Origin of the sequence: Micromonospora sp. CPCC 205561, assembly GCF_036906775.1 — a bacterium.
GTDB lineage: Bacteria > Actinomycetota > Actinomycetes > Mycobacteriales > Micromonosporaceae > Micromonospora.
This window is the reverse complement of record NZ_JBAKHV010000037.1, coordinates 1-16889: the sequence shown is the minus strand read 5'-3', so window position 1 is coordinate 16889 and position 16889 is coordinate 1. Positions and strand designations below refer to the sequence as shown.

13 protein-coding genes are annotated in these 16889 nt (G+C 72.7%); 8 read left to right on the top strand and 5 right to left on the bottom strand.

Translation table 11 applies throughout. The features are described 5' to 3' along the window. From V6V16_RS19275 to V6V16_RS19260, 4 genes are all read right to left on the bottom strand, one after another. Entirely contained in the window at positions 1-1950 is a 1950-nt protein-coding gene (locus V6V16_RS19275) for a fumarate reductase/succinate dehydrogenase flavoprotein subunit (RefSeq protein ID WP_334563956.1), read from the bottom strand. A 12-nt stretch (positions 1951-1962) separates the two neighbouring features. After that, entirely contained in the window at positions 1963-2769 is an 807-nt protein-coding gene (locus V6V16_RS19270) for a hypothetical protein (RefSeq protein ID WP_334563954.1), read from the bottom strand. Positions 2770-3046: 277 nt separating this feature from the next. Next, a complete protein-coding gene (locus V6V16_RS19265) occupies positions 3047-4510 on the bottom strand; it encodes a TldD/PmbA family protein (protein ID WP_334563952.1) in 1464 nt (487 codons plus the stop codon). Between the two features lie 19 nt (positions 4511-4529). Further along, positions 4530-5966: a TldD/PmbA family protein gene (locus V6V16_RS19260; protein WP_334563950.1), complete on the bottom strand. Its 1437-nt coding sequence runs from the start codon at positions 5964-5966 to the stop codon at positions 4530-4532. 285 nt (positions 5967-6251) lie between these two features. Here V6V16_RS19260 and V6V16_RS19255 point away from each other — a divergent pair, with 285 nt between their 5' ends. From V6V16_RS19255 to V6V16_RS19235, 5 genes are all read left to right on the top strand, one after another. Further along, the gene (locus V6V16_RS19255; RefSeq protein ID WP_334564052.1) at positions 6252-7307 is read left to right on the top strand and encodes an ABC transporter ATP-binding protein; all 1056 of its coding nucleotides are present in this window, start codon (positions 6252-6254) and stop codon (positions 7305-7307) included. A 52-nt stretch (positions 7308-7359) separates the two neighbouring features. Beyond that, complete coding sequence (locus V6V16_RS19250; RefSeq protein WP_334563949.1) at positions 7360-8493, top strand: ABC transporter ATP-binding protein; 1134 nt, start codon at positions 7360-7362, stop codon at positions 8491-8493. After that, positions 8490-9497: an ABC transporter permease gene (locus V6V16_RS19245; protein ID WP_334563947.1), complete on the top strand. Its 1008-nt coding sequence runs from the start codon at positions 8490-8492 to the stop codon at positions 9495-9497. Before V6V16_RS19250 ends, V6V16_RS19245 begins: the two co-directional genes overlap by 4 nt. Before the next feature lie 69 nt (positions 9498-9566). Beyond that, on the top strand, positions 9567-10553 hold the full coding sequence (locus V6V16_RS19240) for an ABC transporter permease (protein WP_334563946.1): 987 nt from the start codon (positions 9567-9569) through the stop codon (positions 10551-10553). Positions 10554-10699: 146 nt separating this feature from the next. Further along, positions 10700-12442, top strand: coding sequence for an ABC transporter substrate-binding protein (locus V6V16_RS19235; RefSeq protein WP_334563944.1), 1743 nt, complete (start codon positions 10700-10702; stop codon positions 12440-12442). Between the two features lie 69 nt (positions 12443-12511). On the opposite strand, the gene V6V16_RS19230 is transcribed toward V6V16_RS19235, so the two are convergent. Further along, positions 12512-14656, bottom strand: a complete 2145-nt coding sequence (locus V6V16_RS19230; protein ID WP_334563942.1) for a S9 family peptidase — start codon at positions 14654-14656, stop codon at positions 12512-12514. An 86-nt stretch (positions 14657-14742) separates the two neighbouring features. On the opposite strand from V6V16_RS19230, the gene mshB reads away from it, so the two are divergent. The 3 genes from mshB (at position 14743) to V6V16_RS19215 (ending at position 16695) form a co-directional block, all read left to right on the top strand. Then, complete coding sequence (gene mshB, locus V6V16_RS19225) at positions 14743-15669, top strand: N-acetyl-1-D-myo-inositol-2-amino-2-deoxy-alpha-D-glucopyranoside deacetylase (RefSeq protein WP_334563941.1); 927 nt, start codon at positions 14743-14745, stop codon at positions 15667-15669. A gap of 17 nt (positions 15670-15686) precedes the next feature. After that, positions 15687-16151: a hypothetical protein gene (locus V6V16_RS19220; RefSeq protein ID WP_334563939.1), complete on the top strand. Its 465-nt coding sequence runs from the start codon at positions 15687-15689 to the stop codon at positions 16149-16151. A 79-nt stretch (positions 16152-16230) separates the two neighbouring features. Continuing rightward, the gene (locus tag V6V16_RS19215; protein ID WP_334563937.1) at positions 16231-16695 is read left to right on the top strand and encodes a hypothetical protein; all 465 of its coding nucleotides are present in this window, start codon (positions 16231-16233) and stop codon (positions 16693-16695) included. Positions 16696-16889 lie beyond the last annotated feature (194 nt).

The following is a 16889-nucleotide window of genomic DNA, read 5'->3' as shown; positions in this document are numbered from 1 at the left end:
TCAGCGCTCCTTCTCGGTCTCGACGTCGGCGACGGCAGCGTCGAACTCGGCGAGTTCCTCGTCCGTGAGGTACTTGGCCAGCTCCGCGCGGTCGAAGAGGCCGATGAGCTCCGGGCGCATCTTCGGCAGCGGCTTGCGTTCCAGGCGCACGGTGTCGCCGTCGAGGGAACAGACCAGGTTGACCCGGCGCCACGCCGGGTCCATCGCCGGGTGGTCCTCGCGCGTGTGGCCGCCGCGCGACTCGCGCCGCTCCAGTGCCGCCTTCGCGGTGCACTCGGAGACCACCAGCATGTTGCGCAGGTCCAGCGCCAGGTGCCAGCCCGGGTTGTAGCGCCGGCCGCCGCTCGCGCTCACCTTCGCCACCCGCTCGCGCAGCTCCGCCAGCCGCCCCAGGGCGTCCACCAGCTCGCCCTCGCGCCGGATGATGCCGACCAGGTCGCCCATCACCGCCTGGAGGTCCTGCTGGAGGACGTACGGGTTCTCGCCGGTGTCCCGCTGCAACGGTGCCAGCGCCGTCTCCACCGCGGCCTCCACGGCGGCGATGCCCACCTTCGGCCGGGCGGTGAGGCCGTCGGCGTACGTGGCGGCGTGGCCGCCCGCGCGCTTGCCGAACACCAGCAGGTCGGACAGGGAGTTCCCGCCGAGCCGGTTGGAGCCGTGCATGCCGCCGGAGACCTCGCCCGCGGCGAAGAGCCCCCGCACGTGGCCGAACGCGGCCCCGCTGTCCGGGTCGACCTCGACGCCGCCCATCACGTAGTGACAGGTGGGCCCGACCTCCATCGGCTCCCTGGTGATGTCGACGTCGGCCAGCTCCTTGAACTGGTGGTACATCGACGGCAGGCGGCGACGGATCTCCTCCGCCGGCTTGCGGGAGGCGATGTCCAGGTAGACGCCGCCCGAGGGGGTGCCCCGCCCGGCCTTGACCTCGCTGTTGATCGCCCGGGCCACCTCGTCGCGGGGCAGCAGCTCCGGCGGGCGCCGGTTGTTGTCCGGGTCGGTGTACCAGCGGTCCGCCTCCTCCTCGGTCTCCGCGTACTGCTTGCGGAAGACGTCGGGGACGTAGTCGAACATGAACCGCTTGCCGTCGGAGTTCTTCAGCACGCCGCCGTCGCCGCGTACCGACTCGGTGACCAGGATGCCCTTCACCGACGGCGGCCAGACCATGCCGGTCGGGTGGAACTGGAGGAACTCCATGTTGATCAGCGTCGCGCCGGCGCGCAGGGCCAGCGCGTGCCCGTCCCCGGTGTACTCCCAGGAGTTCGAGGTGACCTTGTAGGAGCGGCCGACGCCGCCGGTCGCCAGCACCACGGCCGGCGCCTCGAAGAGAATGAACTCGCCGGACTCCCGGTAGTAGCCGAACGCGCCCGCGACCCGGTCGCCGTCGAGCAGCAGCTCGGTGATCGTGGTCTCCGAGAAGACCCTGATCCGGGCGTCGTACGAGCCGTGGTCGCGCTTGTCCTCCTGCTGGAGGGAGACGATCTTCTGCTGGAGGGTGCGGATCATCTCCAGGCCCGTCCGGTCGCCGACGTGGGCCAGCCGGGGGTACTCGTGGCCGCCGAAGTTGCGCTGCGAGATCTTCCCGTCCCTGGTCCGGTCGAAGAGCGCGCCGTACGTCTCCAGCTCCCAGATCCGCTGCGGCGACTCCTTCGCGTGCAGCTCGGCCATCCGGAAGTTGTTGAGGAACTTGCCGCCGCGCATCGTGTCGCGGAAGTGCACCTGCCAGTTGTCCCGGCTGTTCACGTTCCCCATCGCGGCGGCGGCGCCGCCCTCGGCCATCACCGTGTGCGCCTTGCCGAAGAGCGACTTGGAGATGATCGCGGTCTTCTTGCCGGCGAGCCGGGCCTCGATCGCCGCGCGCAGGCCGGCGCCGCCGGCGCCGATCACGACGACGTCGTAGTGGTGTCGTTCGATCCGCGTGGTGGAGCTCGTCTGGTGGTGAGGATTCGTCATGTCAGGGGCCCTCTAGTTGATGAACCGCAGGTCGTTGAACCAGCCGGCCGCGAGCGCCATGACGTAGAAGTCGGTCAGGGCCAGCGTGCCGAGGGTGATCCAGGCGAGCTGCATGTGCCGGACGTTCAGGGCGGAGACGAAGGTCCAGGCCCGGTAGCGCATCGGGTGCTTGGAGAAGTGCTTCAGTCGTCCGCCGATGATGTGCCGGCACGAGTGGCAGGAGATCGTGTACGCCCAGAGCATCACCACGTTGACGAGCAGGATGATGTTGCCCAGCCCGAAGCCGAAGCCCTTGGGGGAGTGGAAGGCCAGGATCGCGTCCCAGGTGTTGATCAGCGAGATGATCGCGGCGGCGTAGAAGAAGTAGCGGTGCAGGTTCTGCCCGAGCAGCGGGAACCGGGTCTCGCCGCTGTAGGACTTGTGCCCGTCCGGAACCGCGCAGGCGGGCGGCGACAGCCAGAACGACCGGTAGTACGCCTTGCGGTAGTAGTAGCAGGTGAGCCGGAACAGCAGCAGGAACGGCAGCGTCAGCGCCGCGTCCGGGATGATCCACCAGCCGGGCAGGAACCGTCCGAAGTGCGCGGCGTCCGGCAGGCAGCGTTCGGTCACGCAGGGGGAGTAGAACGGGGTCAGGTAGTGGTAGTCCTCGACCCAGTAGAAGTCGTGCATGAAGACCCGGACCGTCGCGTACGCCACCCACGCGCCGAGCCCGATCACGGTGATCAGCGGGGCGAGCCACCAGCGGTCGGTACGCAACGTCTTCGCCGCGATGGCGGCGCGCGCCCGCGCCCCCAGCGGCCTCGTTGCCGTTGATGTCATTCGAGTCGTCTCCCTGACAGGACCCTCACGGGCGGATCAAGTTCCGGTCGGCACGCGGACCGGCGCAACCCGCACCCGCTTGCCACGTCATGCGCACACCAACGACCGCGCCGGCGATACGGCGCAGCTAAGTGACACACGTTACGCCGATCTCCGCGAGCCGTCCGCGCAAGGGAGTGTCCCGTGTGTCCCGGCCGGTGGAAAGCCCTGGACGACGACCGATGTCCGGATGTTAGGAACTCCACTCGGCACCCCGTCCCCGGGGGACGGCGGCGGCTCACCCGGAGGCGCCACCCGTGAAGTTCCACGAGGCGAGCCGCAGCGGTGGCGCCTCCCACCACACCCCGTCCACCCGGTCCGGCTGGCGTACGGCCCGCCGCCCCAGCCCGAGCACCGCGCCCGGACCGAGGGCGCGCGGATAGGACTCGGTGAAGCGCAGGTCGCGGACCGCCCGGGTCACCACGCCGTCCTCGACCAGCCACACGCCGTTGCGGGTCAGGCCGGTGAGGACCAGGCTCCGCGGGTCGAGCACCCGGGTGTACCAGAGGTCGCTGACCAGCAGCCCCCGCCGCATCCGCCCGACGAGCGCGGCGGTGTCCGCGTCGACCACCCCCGCCGGCACGCCGCCCACCGTCGCGCCGTCGGTCGCCGCCCCGGCCGGGCCCGTCGCGCCGTCGGCTCCGGCGTCGGCCGACGTCGCGGCGGCCGGCCCGCCGCCGGCGCCCGCCCTGGCCGCGGGACGCAGGCGCAGATTGCGGGCCATCGGGCCCCACGCGGCGGCGCCCGGCGACGCGTGCCCGGTCGAGGCCACGCCCTCCTCGGCGGCCGTCCGCCGGTCGTGCGCCACCGCCCGGGTGGTGCCCGCCTCCACCAGGGTCAGCGCCCGCCGGGGCGTGCCCTCCACGTCGAACGGCAGCCCGGAGCCGGCGAGCGGGTCGTCGACCAGGGTGACCGCCGGGTCGAACTGGGCCGTCCCCGGTGCGACGAAGGACTGCCGCTCGGCGTGCCGCTTGCCGTTGAAGCCGTACCAGGCGAGGTTCTGGAGCAGGTCGGCGACCGCCGCCGGCTCCAGCACGACCTCGTAGCGGCCGGGCGGCAGCTCCACCGGGTCGACCGCCGCGCGCGCCCTGGCCGCGGCCCGGGCGCCGAGCTCGGCACCGTCGAGATCGGCCAGCCGGTCGGCGCAGAGCCGGGCGACGCCGTCCGCGCCGCCCGTGCGGGCGATGCCGTCCATCGCCGCCTCGACGGCGCGGCCCTGCGCGGTGTGCCCGGCCGAGTTGGCGAATGCCGAGGACCGGTGCGCCGTGCGGCAGTAGCCGGCCGTCTCCAGCCCGCCGGCCGCCGCCACGAACGCGCGCACCCGCTCGGCCCGCTCGTCCGGGTCGGCGTCCGCGGTGGCCTCGTCGACGGTCGGGGCGGCCGGTGTCGGCCCCGATGGGGCGAGCCCGGGCCAGGCCGGGTCGGGCGGGCAGAGCCGCGCCGCGGCGAGGGTGCGCTCGACCAGCGCGCGCAGCCCCTCGGCGGTGACCACGCTGCCACTGCCGGTGGCCGTACGCCCGGCCACGTGCAGCCGCAGCCGGACCCCGACGCCGGACTCGGCGACGTTCTGGTGGATGGAGGAGTTGGCGAACCGGGTCAGCGCCAGGTCGGCCCGGGTGACCACCGCCTCGGCCTGCGCGTCGGGCCCGCCGAGCCGGCGGACCAGCTCCACCACCCGACCGGCGATCTCCAGCTCACTCATGCGGCCTCCCGCCCCTCACTCACGCGCGGACCCCCACCCGGACGTTGCGGAAGCGGGCCGGCGCGGCGGGGTGACCCGTGTGGCCGGTCTGCCCCGGCTGCCCCTTGCCGCAGTTGGGGGTGCCCCACGCGACGGTCTCCGAGGAGAGCATGTCCATGGACCGCCAGAAGAGCGGCCCGATGCCGGTGTAGGTGGGGTTGCGCAGCATCCGGCCCCGACGGCCCTTCTTCACCTCCCAGCCGATCTCGCAGCCGAACTGGAAGTTGAGCCGTTTGTCGTCGATGGACCAGGACCGGTTGACGTCCATCAGCACCCCGTCGTCGGTGGCGGCGACGATCTCCTCCAGCGTGTGCGGCCCGGGTTCCAGGCCGACGTTGGTCATCCGCACCATCGGCAGCCGGGCCCAGCCGTCGGCGCGTACGCTGCCGCCGTGGTCCAGGCCCGCGACGGCGGCCGAGTCGCGGCCGGCGAGCACGCCCACCCAGCGCCCCTCGCGCACCGCGTCCCGTCGGACGGCGGGGGAGCCCTCGTCGTCGAAGCCGAAGCTGCCCAGGGCGCCGGGGATGGTGGGGTCGATAGTGACGTTCATCAGCTCGGAGCCGTAGCGCAGCGAGCCGAGCCGGGCGAGGTCCAACCAGGAGGTGCCGGCGAAGGCGGCCTCCCAGCCGAGGATCCGGTCCAGCTCGATGGCGTGCCCGACGGACTCGTGGATCTGGAGGGCGAGCTGCTCGCCGCCGAGGATCAGGTCGGTCTCGCCGGCCGGGCAGGGCGGCGCGGTGAGCAGCGCCCGGGACTCCTCGGCGATCCGCGCCGCGTGCGCGGTCAGGTCGAGCGACTCGACCAGCTCCCACCCGGTGGTGCCGTACTGGCCGCGGTAGCTGGGGTAGGAGCGGCGTTGGGTCTCCCCGTCGCCCACGGAGGTGGCGGAGATGCCGCCGCCGCACTCCCGGATCCGCTGGTCGATCCGGTGCCCCTCGCTGGAGACGAACCACTTGGCCGTGTCCCAGACCTGGTAGAGGCCCTCGGCCACGTCGGCGCCGTGCTCCGCCATCGCGCGGGTCGCCCCGACCAGCAGGTCGCCCTTGGCGGAGAGCGGCACGCCGAGCGGATCGACCACGCAGGCGGACGCCCAGCTCGCGGTGACCGCCTCGACCGGCACCAGGTCGATCGGCGGCCCCGGCACCCGCGCGCTCGCGGCGGCGATCCGCGCGGCGCGCCGGCCGGCGTCGCGGGCGGCGGCGTCCGACAGGTCGGGCACGGCGTGGAAGCCCCAGCCGGAACCCACCAGCGCCCGGACGCCCAGCCCGACGCTCTCGTCCTGGGTGAGTTCCTCGATGTCGCCGTTGCGGGCGGACATCGCCTCGTAACGCCGGTGCATCACCCGCGCGTCGGCGTAACGGGCCCCCGCGTCGAGCGCGGCCTGCACCGCGGTCGCCGCCGCGTCGAACTCGGTCATGTGCCCGACACTAGGCGAGCCCTCCGACATCCGGCAGGAGAGCGGTTCCTCCCGGTCGGGCCCGTGGCGTACGGGGCTGCGTCGCGTTCCAGGCGTGACCGTGGATGTCCTGGTGAGGACTGTTCACGCCCGTTGCAGAGTCGTTACGCTGTGGCCCGCTGACAGCCCCGGTTATGTAGCTTATTTTCACCCTCAGTGGTTTCCTGTAGGTTCTCTTCGTCGCTGAGGGAGGCGGTCGTGGACAGGCCGGAGTCGGCGCCGTCCGGGAAACCGGACCGCCCCAACGTGCCGGAGCAGCGCTCCGGTCAGGACCCCTACCTGCGGGTGGACGACCTGCGGGTCCGCTTCGACACCGAGGACGGCGTGGTGCGGGCCGTGGACGGGGTGTCGTTCGAGGTGGCGCGCGGGCGCACCCTCGGCATCGTCGGCGAGTCCGGCTCGGGCAAGAGCGTCACCTCGTTGGCCATCCTCGGGCTGCACAGCGCCAAGCGCACCACCATCACCGGGGAGATCTCCGTCGGCGGCCGCCAGCTGGTCGGCCTGCCGGACGAGGAGGTACGCCGGCTGCGCGGCCGGGACATGGCGATGATCTTCCAGGATCCGCTCTCCGCCCTGCACCCGTACTACACAGTGGGCAGGCAGATCGCCGAGGCGTACCGGGTGCACCACCCGAAGGCCGGCAAGCGCGAGGCCCGGCGGCGCGCGGTGGACATGCTGGGCCGGGTCGGCATCCCACAGCCGGCCCGCCGCTTCGAGCAGTACCCGCACGAGTTCTCCGGGGGCATGCGGCAGCGGGCGATGATCGCCATGGCGCTGGTCAACGACCCAGACCTGCTGATCGCCGACGAGCCGACCACCGCCCTGGACGTGACGGTGCAGGCGCAGATCCTCGACCTGCTGGCCGACCTCCAGGCCGAGTTCCACTCCGCGATCATCCTGATCACCCACGACCTGGGCGTGGTCAGCCAGGTGGCCGACGAGGTGCTGGTCATGTACGGCGGGCGGGCGGTCGAGCACGGCAGCGTGGAGCAGGTGCTCCGCCGGCCGCAGCACCCGTACACCTGGGGCCTGCTCTCCAGCGTGCCGTCGTTGCACGGCGACGCGGACGCGGACCTGGTGCCGATCAAGGGCAACCCGCCGAGCCTGATCAACCTGCCGTCCGGCTGCGCCTTCCACCCGCGCTGCCGGTACGCCGACCGCAACGGCGACCGGTCCCGTACCGAGGTGCCCGAGCTGCGCCCGGCCGGCGCGCCCGGCCACCTGGTCGCCTGCCACCTCTCCGCCGACGACCGCACGCGGCTCTACGCGGAGGACATCGCCCACGTGGGGGTTGCCCGATGAGCGCGAGGAACGCGGCGCGGCGGAGTCCCGCGGTCGACGAAGGCAGGTCCCGATGAGTGGCCGGGACGAGGCCGCGCGACCGGCCGAGGCCGGCGAGCCGCTGCTGCGGGTGCGTGGCCTGGCCAAGCACTTCCCGGTGCGCAACGGCTTCCGCAGCACGGGCCTGGTCCGGGCCGTCGACGGGCTGGACTTCGACGTGCGCCCGGGGGAGACCCTCGGCCTGGTGGGGGAGTCCGGCTGCGGCAAGACGACCACCGGCCGGATGCTGGTGCGGCTGCTGAAGCCCAGCGCGGGAAGCATCGAGTTCGAGGGGCGTGACATCACCCACGCCGGGCGCCGGGAGCTGCGCCCGCTGCGGCAGGACCTCCAGATCATCTTCCAGGACCCGTACGCGTCGCTGAACCCCCGGCACACGGTCGGCCGGATCGTGGCGATGCCGTTGCAGGTGAACGGCATCGACCCGCCGGGCGGCCTGAAGAAGCGGGTGCAGGAGCTGCTGGAGCTGGTCGGGCTGAACCCGGAGCACTACAACCGCTACCCGCACGAGTTCTCCGGCGGCCAGCGGCAGCGCATCGGCATCGCCCGCGCGCTGGCCCTGCGCCCCAAGCTGATCGTGGCCGACGAGCCGGTCTCCGCGCTGGACGTGTCGATCCAGGCGCAGGTGGTCAACCTGCTCCGGGACCTGCAACGCGACCTGGGCCTGGCGTTCGTCTTCATCGCCCACGACCTGGCCGTGGTGCGGCACTTCTGCCAGCGGGTCGCCGTCATGTACCTCGGCAAGATCGTCGAGATCGGCGACCGGGACGACATCTACGAGCGCCCGCAGCACCCGTACACCCGGGCGCTGCTCTCGGCGATCCCGGACGTCACCAAGCTCGGCCCGGCCGGGCGGATCCGGCTGGCCGGCGACGTGCCCACCCCGCTCGACCCGCCGTCGGGCTGCCGGTTCCGCACCCGTTGTTGGAAGGCGCAGGACGTCTGCGCGACGGAGGAGCCGGCGCTGGTGTCCCGCGAGGGCGGCGGCCAGGCGGCGGCCTGCCACTTCCCGGAGCAGGGGCCGGTGGAACAGGCCGGTCCGCCGGCCGCCGGCGCTGTCCGCGCCGAGGCGGCCGGCGACGTGGAAACGGCCGAGCCGGCCGACCGGGCGGGCACGGCTGACGCGGGCGTCGAGGAGGTGTCGAGATGAGCATGTCCCCGGTGGAGGGCGTGGCGCTGGTCGAGATCGAGTCGGGCGGCGACGCCGACGCGCCGAAGGCGAAGGGCTTCGTCGGCCGCTCGCCCGGCCAGCTCGCCCTGATCCGGCTGCGCCGCGACCGGACGGCGATGATCAGCGGGGCCATGCTGATCCTCTTCGTGCTGCTGGCGCTCTCCGCGCCGCTGATCGAGGCGCTGTACGGGATCAGCCCGCGCGACCAGTTCCAGAACAAGCTGGACAACTTCGGCATGCCGCTCGGATACGCCGGCGGCGTGTCGGGCGATCACTACTTCGGGCTCGAGCCCAACCTCGGCCGGGACATCTTCATCCGGCTGATCTACGGCCTGCGTACCTCGCTGCTGATCGCCTTCGCGGCGGCGGTGATCACGGCGGTGCTCGGCGTCGCGCTCGGCGCGCTCGCCGGCTACCTCGGTGGCTGGCTCGACGCCGTGATCAACTGGATCACCGACCTGACCCTGGCCATGCCGTTCCTGGTCGTCGCGCTGGCCCTGACGCCGACGCTGACGCTGCGCTTCTACGGCGAGCGGGACGCGGTCTCCCCCGCCTTCGGGGTCGGGGTGCTGATCGCCGTCTTCGCGCTCTTCGGCTGGACGAGCACGGCCCGGCTGGTGCGGGGCCAGGTGATCGCGCTGCGCGAGCGGGAGTTCGTGGAGGCCGCCAAGGCCAGCGGCGCGGGGCTCGGGCACATGGTGTTCCGGCAGCTGCTGCCGAACATCTGGGCGCCGATCCTGGTGTCGTTCTCGCTCGCGGTGCCGCAGTTCATCACCAGCGAGGCGGCGCTCTCCTTCATCGGCGTCGGGCTGACCGAGGAGACGCCGAGCTTCGGCCGGATGATCTACCAGAGCCTGGACTACCTCCAGACCGACCCGGCGTTCGTCTTCTTCCCCGGCATCACCATCTTCGCGCTCGTGTTCGCGTTCAACCTCTTCGGCGACGCGTTGCGCGACGCACTCGACCCGAAGTCGTCCCGGTAGGGGTGTCCTGATGAGTGCGAGGAGTGCGGCGGAGTGGAGCCCCGCAGCCGCGAATGAAAGAGGATCCCGATGGCGCGCTTCCTGATCAAGCGGATCTTCTCCGCCGTGCTCACCCTGTTCGCGGTGAGCGTGCTGACCTTCCTGATGTTCTTCGCGCTGCCGCGCGACCCGGTCACCGGCATGTGCCCGAAGAACTGCAACCCCGAGCGGCTGGAACGGGTACGCGAGGAGCTGGGCCTGCGTGACCCGCTCATCACCCAGTACGCCGGCTACATGAAGGGCATCTTCACGGGGCGGGACCTGGGCAGCGCACAGGGCGGCAAGTGCGAGGCGCCCTGCCTGGGCTGGTCGTACGTGAACAACGAGGCGGTGCTCGACACCATCACCCGGGTGCTGCCGGTGACGCTGAGCATCGTGATCCCCGCGGCCATCCTCTGGCTCCTGCTCGGGGTCGGCCTCGGCATGGTCTCGGCGCTGCGCCGGGGCACCTGGCTCGACCGGGCCGCGATCGGCTTCTCGCTGACCGGCGCCTCGCTCCAGCTCTACTTCGTCGGCGCGGTGCTGCTGCTGGTCTTCGTCTACAACCTGCGGCTGCTGCCGGTGCCGAGCTACACGCCGTTCCTGGACAGTCCGGTGAAATGGGCCAGCGGGCTGGTGCTCTCCTGGGTCGCGCTCGCCTTCCTCTTCTCCGCGATCTACGCCCGGCTGTCGAGGGCGCAGATGCTGGAGACGCTCTCCGAGGACTTCGTCCGCACGGCGCGCGCGAAGGGCCTGGCCAAACCGAAGGTGTACGGCCGGCACGCGCTGCGCGCCGCGATCACCCCCGTGGTCACCATCGCGGGGCTGGACGTCGGGGCGGCGCTGGGCGGCACGGTGATCACCGAGACCACCTTCGGCCTTCAGGGGCTGGGGCGGGCCGCCGTCGAGGCGGTGCGGGCCGGCGACCTGCCCACGATCATGGCCACCGTGCTCATCTCGGCGGTCTTCGTGGTGATCGCGAACGTGCTGGTCGACCTGCTCTACGCCGCCATCGACCCCCGCGTACGGCTGGGCTGACCGGCCGTCGGGGGGACGGGGCGGCCATCGGCCGGACGACGGTGAAATTTATCGAGAACTGTTACACAACTCGTAGGTTTTCTTCTTTACGATCCTCGGGACGTCGGCGCTCACGCCTGGCGGCACCTGGGTGTAGGAGGTAGGAGATGCGACCACGCGTGGCGGCCGCCGCAGGCGGCGCGATCGCACTGGTGGTGACATTGGGTGCGTGCTCGGAGAACACGGGCGAGGGCACCACGGTGGACACCAACCGGCAGCAGACCGGGGTCATCGCGACCGACCCGAAGGATTCCATGGGGCCGGCGGCAGAGGTGCCCGGCGCCCAGAAGGGCGGCACCTTCACCATCATCCGGGAGACCCCGATCTCCCACCTGGACCCCCAGCGGACGTACTCGTTCGCCGGTCTGATGACGTCGCCGCTCTTCAGCCGCTACCTGACCACGTGGAAGGACGACGGCAAGGGCGGCCTCGTCCTCGTCGGCGACCTGGCCGAGACGCCGGGCACCAACGTCAACAACGACTGCAAGGTCTGGGAATTCAAGGTCAAGGACGGCGTCAAGTTCGAGGACGGCCGGCCGATCACCTCGAAGGAGATCGCGTACGGCATCGCCCGCTCCTTCGACCCGGACCTCTCCGGCGGCCCGACCTACATCCAGGAGTGGCTCGCCGACACCCCGCAGTTCGACACCAAGTGGGACTTCAAGAAGAACAAGACCTCGCTGCCGCCGGGCCTGAGCACCCCGGACGCGAAGACCCTGCGCTTCGAGTTCGCCAAGCCCCGCTGTGACCTGCCGTTCGCGGTCTCGCTGCCGACCTCCGCGCCGCTGCCGGCGGACAAGGACACCGGCGTCAACCTGGACAACGCGCCGTTCTCCTCCGGCCCCTACAAGGTCGCGAAGAACCAGGTCGGCGTGCAGATCACGCTGGACCGCAACCCGCACTGGGACGCGAAGACCGACCCGGTGCGCCACCAGTACCCGGACCAGTTCGTCTGGAGCTTCGGCCCGACCGCGGACGCCGCGAACAACCGGGTGATCGCCGACAACGGCGCCGACCAGAGCGCCGTCGCCTTCAACTACGTGCCCGCCTCGCTGGTGGCCAAGGTCGCCAACGACCCGGCGCTGAAGCAGCGCAGCATCCTCTCCCCGACGCCGAGCGCCAACCAGCTCGTCATCAACAACCAGCGGGTGAAGGACCTGAAGGTCCGCCAGGCGCTGAACTACGCGATCGACCGGGAGGGCTTGATCAAGTCCGTCGGCGGCCAGACCGTCGCCTCCCCGCTGACCTCGCTGATGCCGCCGTCGACGATCGGCTTCAAGGCGTTCGACGCCTACCCGGCCGGCGCCAACGGCAACGTGGAGAAGGCCAAGGAGCTGCTCGGCGGTCAGACGCCCGAGCTGGTCCTCGGCGTCGCCGACAACTCGACCGAGCAGCAGATGGCCACCCAGCTCAAGGGCAACCTGGAGCGGGCCGGCTTCAAGATCACCGTGCGGAACATCCCGGACGACTCGAAGCTCGACGAGATCAAGAAGAAGGACAACCCCTGGGACCTGTACATCGGTAACTGGGCGGCGGACTGGCCGAGCGGCGCCTCGATCCTGCCGGTGCTCTACGACGGCCGCAGCATCAAGGCCGAGGGCAACAGCAACCAGTCGTACTTCAACGACCCGGCGATCAACGCCGAGTTCGACCGGATCCTGGCCCTGCCGCCGGGCGAGCAGGGCCCGGAGTGGGCCAAGCTCGACGAGCGGATCATGAAGGAGCACGCCCCGGTGGTCCCGCTCTACGTCGACGTCGCCTACCTCGTGCACGGTTCCAAGGCCGGTGGGGTCTTCGTCTCCAGCGTCTTCGGGTACCCGTCGTTCGTGAACGCGTACGTCAAGCAGTAACCCGCACCGCACGGACGGGCCCCGGTCGACAACGTCGTCGGCCGGGGCCTCCGTACGTCCGCCGCCGCGTCAGAGCAGGTGCCGGCGGACGAAGTCCAGCTCCAGCCTGAGCAGGCGCTCCGCGACGCCGCCGGCGGCCATGTGGGTGGCGCCGGTCAACGGGAGCACCGAGTGCGGCCGCCCCGTCGCCAGCAGCGCCGCCGACAGGCGCAGCGTGTGCGCGGCCACCACGTTGTCGTCGACCAGGCCGTGCACCAGCAGCAGCGGCCGGGCCGCCTCCGAGGCCGGCACCGGCTCGCCGGCCAGCTCGACCAGCGAGTGGTGGGCGTAGATGTCCGTGCCGTCGTCCGGCAGGCCCAGGTAGCGCTCGGTGTAGGCGGTGTCGTACAGCGCCCAGTCGGTCACCGGCGCCCCGACGACGCCGCACCGGAAGAGTTCCGGGTGCCGCAGCACCGCCAGCCCGGCCAGCCAGCCGCCGAACGACCAGCCGCGCACCGCCACCCGCTCCAGGTCCAGGTCGGGGTGCTTGCCGGCCAGCGCGGTGAGCGCGTCCACCTGGTCGAGCAGGACGACGTCGGCCACCCGCCGGTGGATCGCCTTCTCGAAGGAGGGCGCCACGCCCGGCGTACCGCGGTTGTCGATGGTGACCACCGCGAAGCCGGCGTCGGCCCACCACTGCCGCTCCAGCCATGCCCCGCGCGCGGCGAGCACCTCCTGGTGCCCCGGCCCGCCGTAGACGTCCAGCAGCACCGGCAGCCGTCGGCCGGTGACGTAGTTCTCCGGGTAGAGCACCGCCGTCGGCAGCCGCCGGTCGGTGACCCGCTCCAGCAGCGGCAGCGGCGCGTACGGCGGGGTGGCGGCGAGCGAGCGCAGCGCGGCCACCTCGCGCCCGTCCTGCCACACCGTCCACCGGATGCCCGGGTGGTCGAGCGAGGCACTCCCCACCACCAGAACGTCGCCGCCCACCGCGGCCGTGTGCCAGCCCGGGTCGGTGGTGACCCGGCGGGCGTCCACGCCGCCGCCGATCGTGGTGCGTACCCGGAAGAGGTGCCGCTCGCTCGGCTCCCCGTCGCTCGCCTCCACCAGCAGGTCGGCCGGGCCGCCGCCGGCCGGCAGCCGCCCCACCACCCGGCGCACGTAGAGCGACGGCGGGGTGAGCAGGGTCCCGTCGGCGAAGAGGCAGCGGGCGTCGTACCCGTCGTGGGCGAGTTCGCCGCCGACCAGCACCCGGCCGTCCGGCAGGTGCGCCGGGGTGCCGGGGATCGGCTCCACCCAGCGCGGGTCGGCGAGTTCGGCGTGCACCTGGGTCTCGCCGGTGCGCGGGTCGACGGCGAGCACCAGGCCGTGCTGCTGGGAGCGGCGCAGCACGGTGATCAGCGGGCCGCCCTCGGCCCAGTGCACGGCCGTCAGGTACGGGTAGGTCTCCCGGTCCCAGTGCACGTCGACCCAGCCGTCGTCGAGGTCGAGCAGGTGCAGGCTCACCTCGGCGTTCGCGCTGCCCGCCCGGGGGTACGCGAGCGTGGTCGGCGGGCTCGCCGGATCGGCCGGGTCGTGCAGGTGCCAGCGTTCCACCCGGGACTCGTCGACGCGGGCGGCCAGCACCGAGCGGCCGTCCGGCGCCCACCAGTAGCCGCGGAACCGGTGGAACTCCTCGGCCGCGATGTGCTCGGCCAGCCCCCAGGTCACCCCCGAGTCCTCGCCCGCCAGCAGGGTGTCCGTGCCGTCGTCCTCGATCACCCGCAGCTGACCCCGGCGGACCCCCTCGGCGGCGTCCGTGACGTACGCGAGGCGCTGCCCCGTCGGGTCGGGCCGGGGGTCGAGCGCCGGGCCGACGGCGGCCACCTCGACCACGTCGCCGTGCACCAGGTCGGCCCGGAAGAGCCGGCCGGCCAGCGCGAAGACCGCCACCCGCCCGGCGGCGTCCAGGGCGTACGAGCCGATGCCGGCGGCGCTCAGCCGCTGCCGCTCGCGCAGCGCGCGTTCTCCCGGGCTCAGCGCGGCCGGGTCGGCGTCGGCCCCGAGCAGCGCCGCCGGGTCGGCGACGAGCCGCTCCTCGCCGGTCGCCACGTCGAGCAGCCAGAGCGCGTCGGCCGGGTCCTCCGGGCCGGCCGAACGCAGGAAGACCACCCGGGAACCGTCGCCGGCCACCGAGACGGCCCGCGGCGCCCCACGGCTGAACCGGCGGGTGCGGGCGGCCAGCTCGGGAAAGTCCACAGGGCAGATGGTAGAGCGGTGGCCGGGGTCTTGTGGCGGACCCGCGTGGACGCGTCCCGGCCGGCCGGGGAGAACCGCCGGATAGAGTGACCAGCGTGACGACGCTGCCCGACCGCCGCCTCCTGCTGGTCCACGCGCACCCCGACGACGAGTCCATCGGCACCGGCTCGACGATGGCGCACTACGCCGCGGCCGGCGCCCACGTCACCCTGGTGACCTGCACCCTCGGCGAGGAGGGCGAGATCCACGTGCCGGCGCTGGCCCGGCTCGCCGCCGCCGAGGCCGACCAGCTCGGCGGCTGGCGGATCGCCGAGCTGAACGCCGCCTGCGCGGCGCTCGGCGTCACCGACCACCGCTTCCTCGGCGGCGCGGGCCGCTACCGGGACTCCGGCATGATGGGGCTCGCCACCAACGAGCATCCCCGCGCCTTCTGGCAGGCCGACCTCGACGAGGCCGCCGGGCACCTGTTGGAGGTCATGCGGGAGGTACGCCCGCAGGTCATGGTCACGTACGACGAGAACGGCTTCTACGGGCACCCGGACCACATCCAGGCGCACCGGGTGGCGATGCGCGCGCACGAGCTGGCCCGGGCCGAGGGCGTGGCCCCGGCGAAGGTCTACTGGACGGCGATGCCGCTCAGCGTGCTGGAGGCCGGGATGGGCCACTTCGTCGAGTCGTCGGACAACCCCTTCGCCGGCATCGAGGACCTCTCCGAGCTGCCCTTCGGCACCCCCGACGAGCAGATCGCGGCCCGGATCGACGCCACCGAGCAGCACGCCGCCAAGGAGGCGGCGATGCGGGCGCACGCCACCCAGATCCCCGACGACTCCTGGCTGTACACGATCGCCGGCAGCTTCGGCGGGGAGTTCATGGGCATGGAGTACTACACCCTCGCGGTCGGGGAGAAGGGCCCCGGCAGCGGGCCGTACGGCTGGGAGGACGACCTCTTCGCCGGGCTCGACGTCGCCGGCGGCCCGGACCGGTCGCCGGTCGCGGCGGCCGGTCTCCGGTGAGCCTGCCCGTCGCGTCGATGTCGGCCGCCCCGGAGCAGACCGCCCCGCCGTCGCCGTCCGGGCGGTCCCGGCGGCTGCTCGGCCTCGCCCTGCGGGTCGCCGGCGGGCTGGTCGCGGTCCTCGGCGGGGTGCTCACCGCGGTGTTGGAGCTGCTGCTGGCCACGCTCCGCGTCGGCGGGCAGCTGATCGGCGTCTCGGTGCTCGTCGCCGTCGCCGCGAACATCGCGCTGAGCTGGTTCGCCCACGAGGCGGTCGGCCGCCGCTGGGCGGTGGCGCTGCCCGCGACGCCCTGGTTCGTCCTGATGGCGGTCGCGGCGGTCCGGACGGCCGAGGGGGACCTGCTCGTCACCGGCGACAACTGGGTCGGCCTGGCGATGATCGTGGCCGGCGCGATGACCTTCGCGGTGATGGGTTTCCGGCAGATCCTGGCACCGCCACCGCCACCGCCACCGCCGCCACCACCGGTCCGGTCGGGGGACTGACGACACCCCTCCCGCGGTGATAGAACTTCCTGCCAGGAGGCCCGCCGCCCCGGCGGGCGGCACCGGCGGGAGGAGTGCGATGAGGGAGCGGTGGCGTGCGATCGGGGTTCTCACGGTCGTGCTGTTCGCGGTCAACGTGGTCGCCCGACTGGTCACCCGGTTCGGCTTCGACGGCGACGACACCGCCGCCGACCGGGTGTCGCTCGGCATGTTCGTGGTGATCGGGCTGGTCCTCGCCGCGGTCGCCTTCGTCTGGGGCAGGCACCGGCCGGTCTCCGCCTGGGCGGCCGACCTGGCCGCGGCGGTCGGGATCGCGCTGCTGCTGACGGTGCTGGTCGGGCCGCTGCTGGTCGGCGACGACCCGTTCGCCGGGGGCGCGGGCACCTTCTTCGCGCAGATCTGGCTCTACCTCGCGGCGGCCGGCGTCGGGGTGCTCCTCGGCTACCTGCTTCTCACCGCTCTCGGCCTCGACCACCGCTCCCAGTCCCTCAAGCGGTACGCCGAGCTCCGCGCCACCAAACCACGCCGAATCGTCCGCCGCTGACCCTGCCCCACCCCCACTCTCCCCCGCCCACCCGCCCGCCCCACCCCGCCCCCGCCCCCCGGCCCCCCGCCCCCTTTCCGCCGCGATCTTGCACTTCGTGCCCAGGATCTGCGGCGAATGTCGGCCTTCTCGGGGCGCAAAGTGCAAGATCGCCGAGCCGGGCCGAGGGGGGGGGGGGGGGGGGGGCGGGGGGG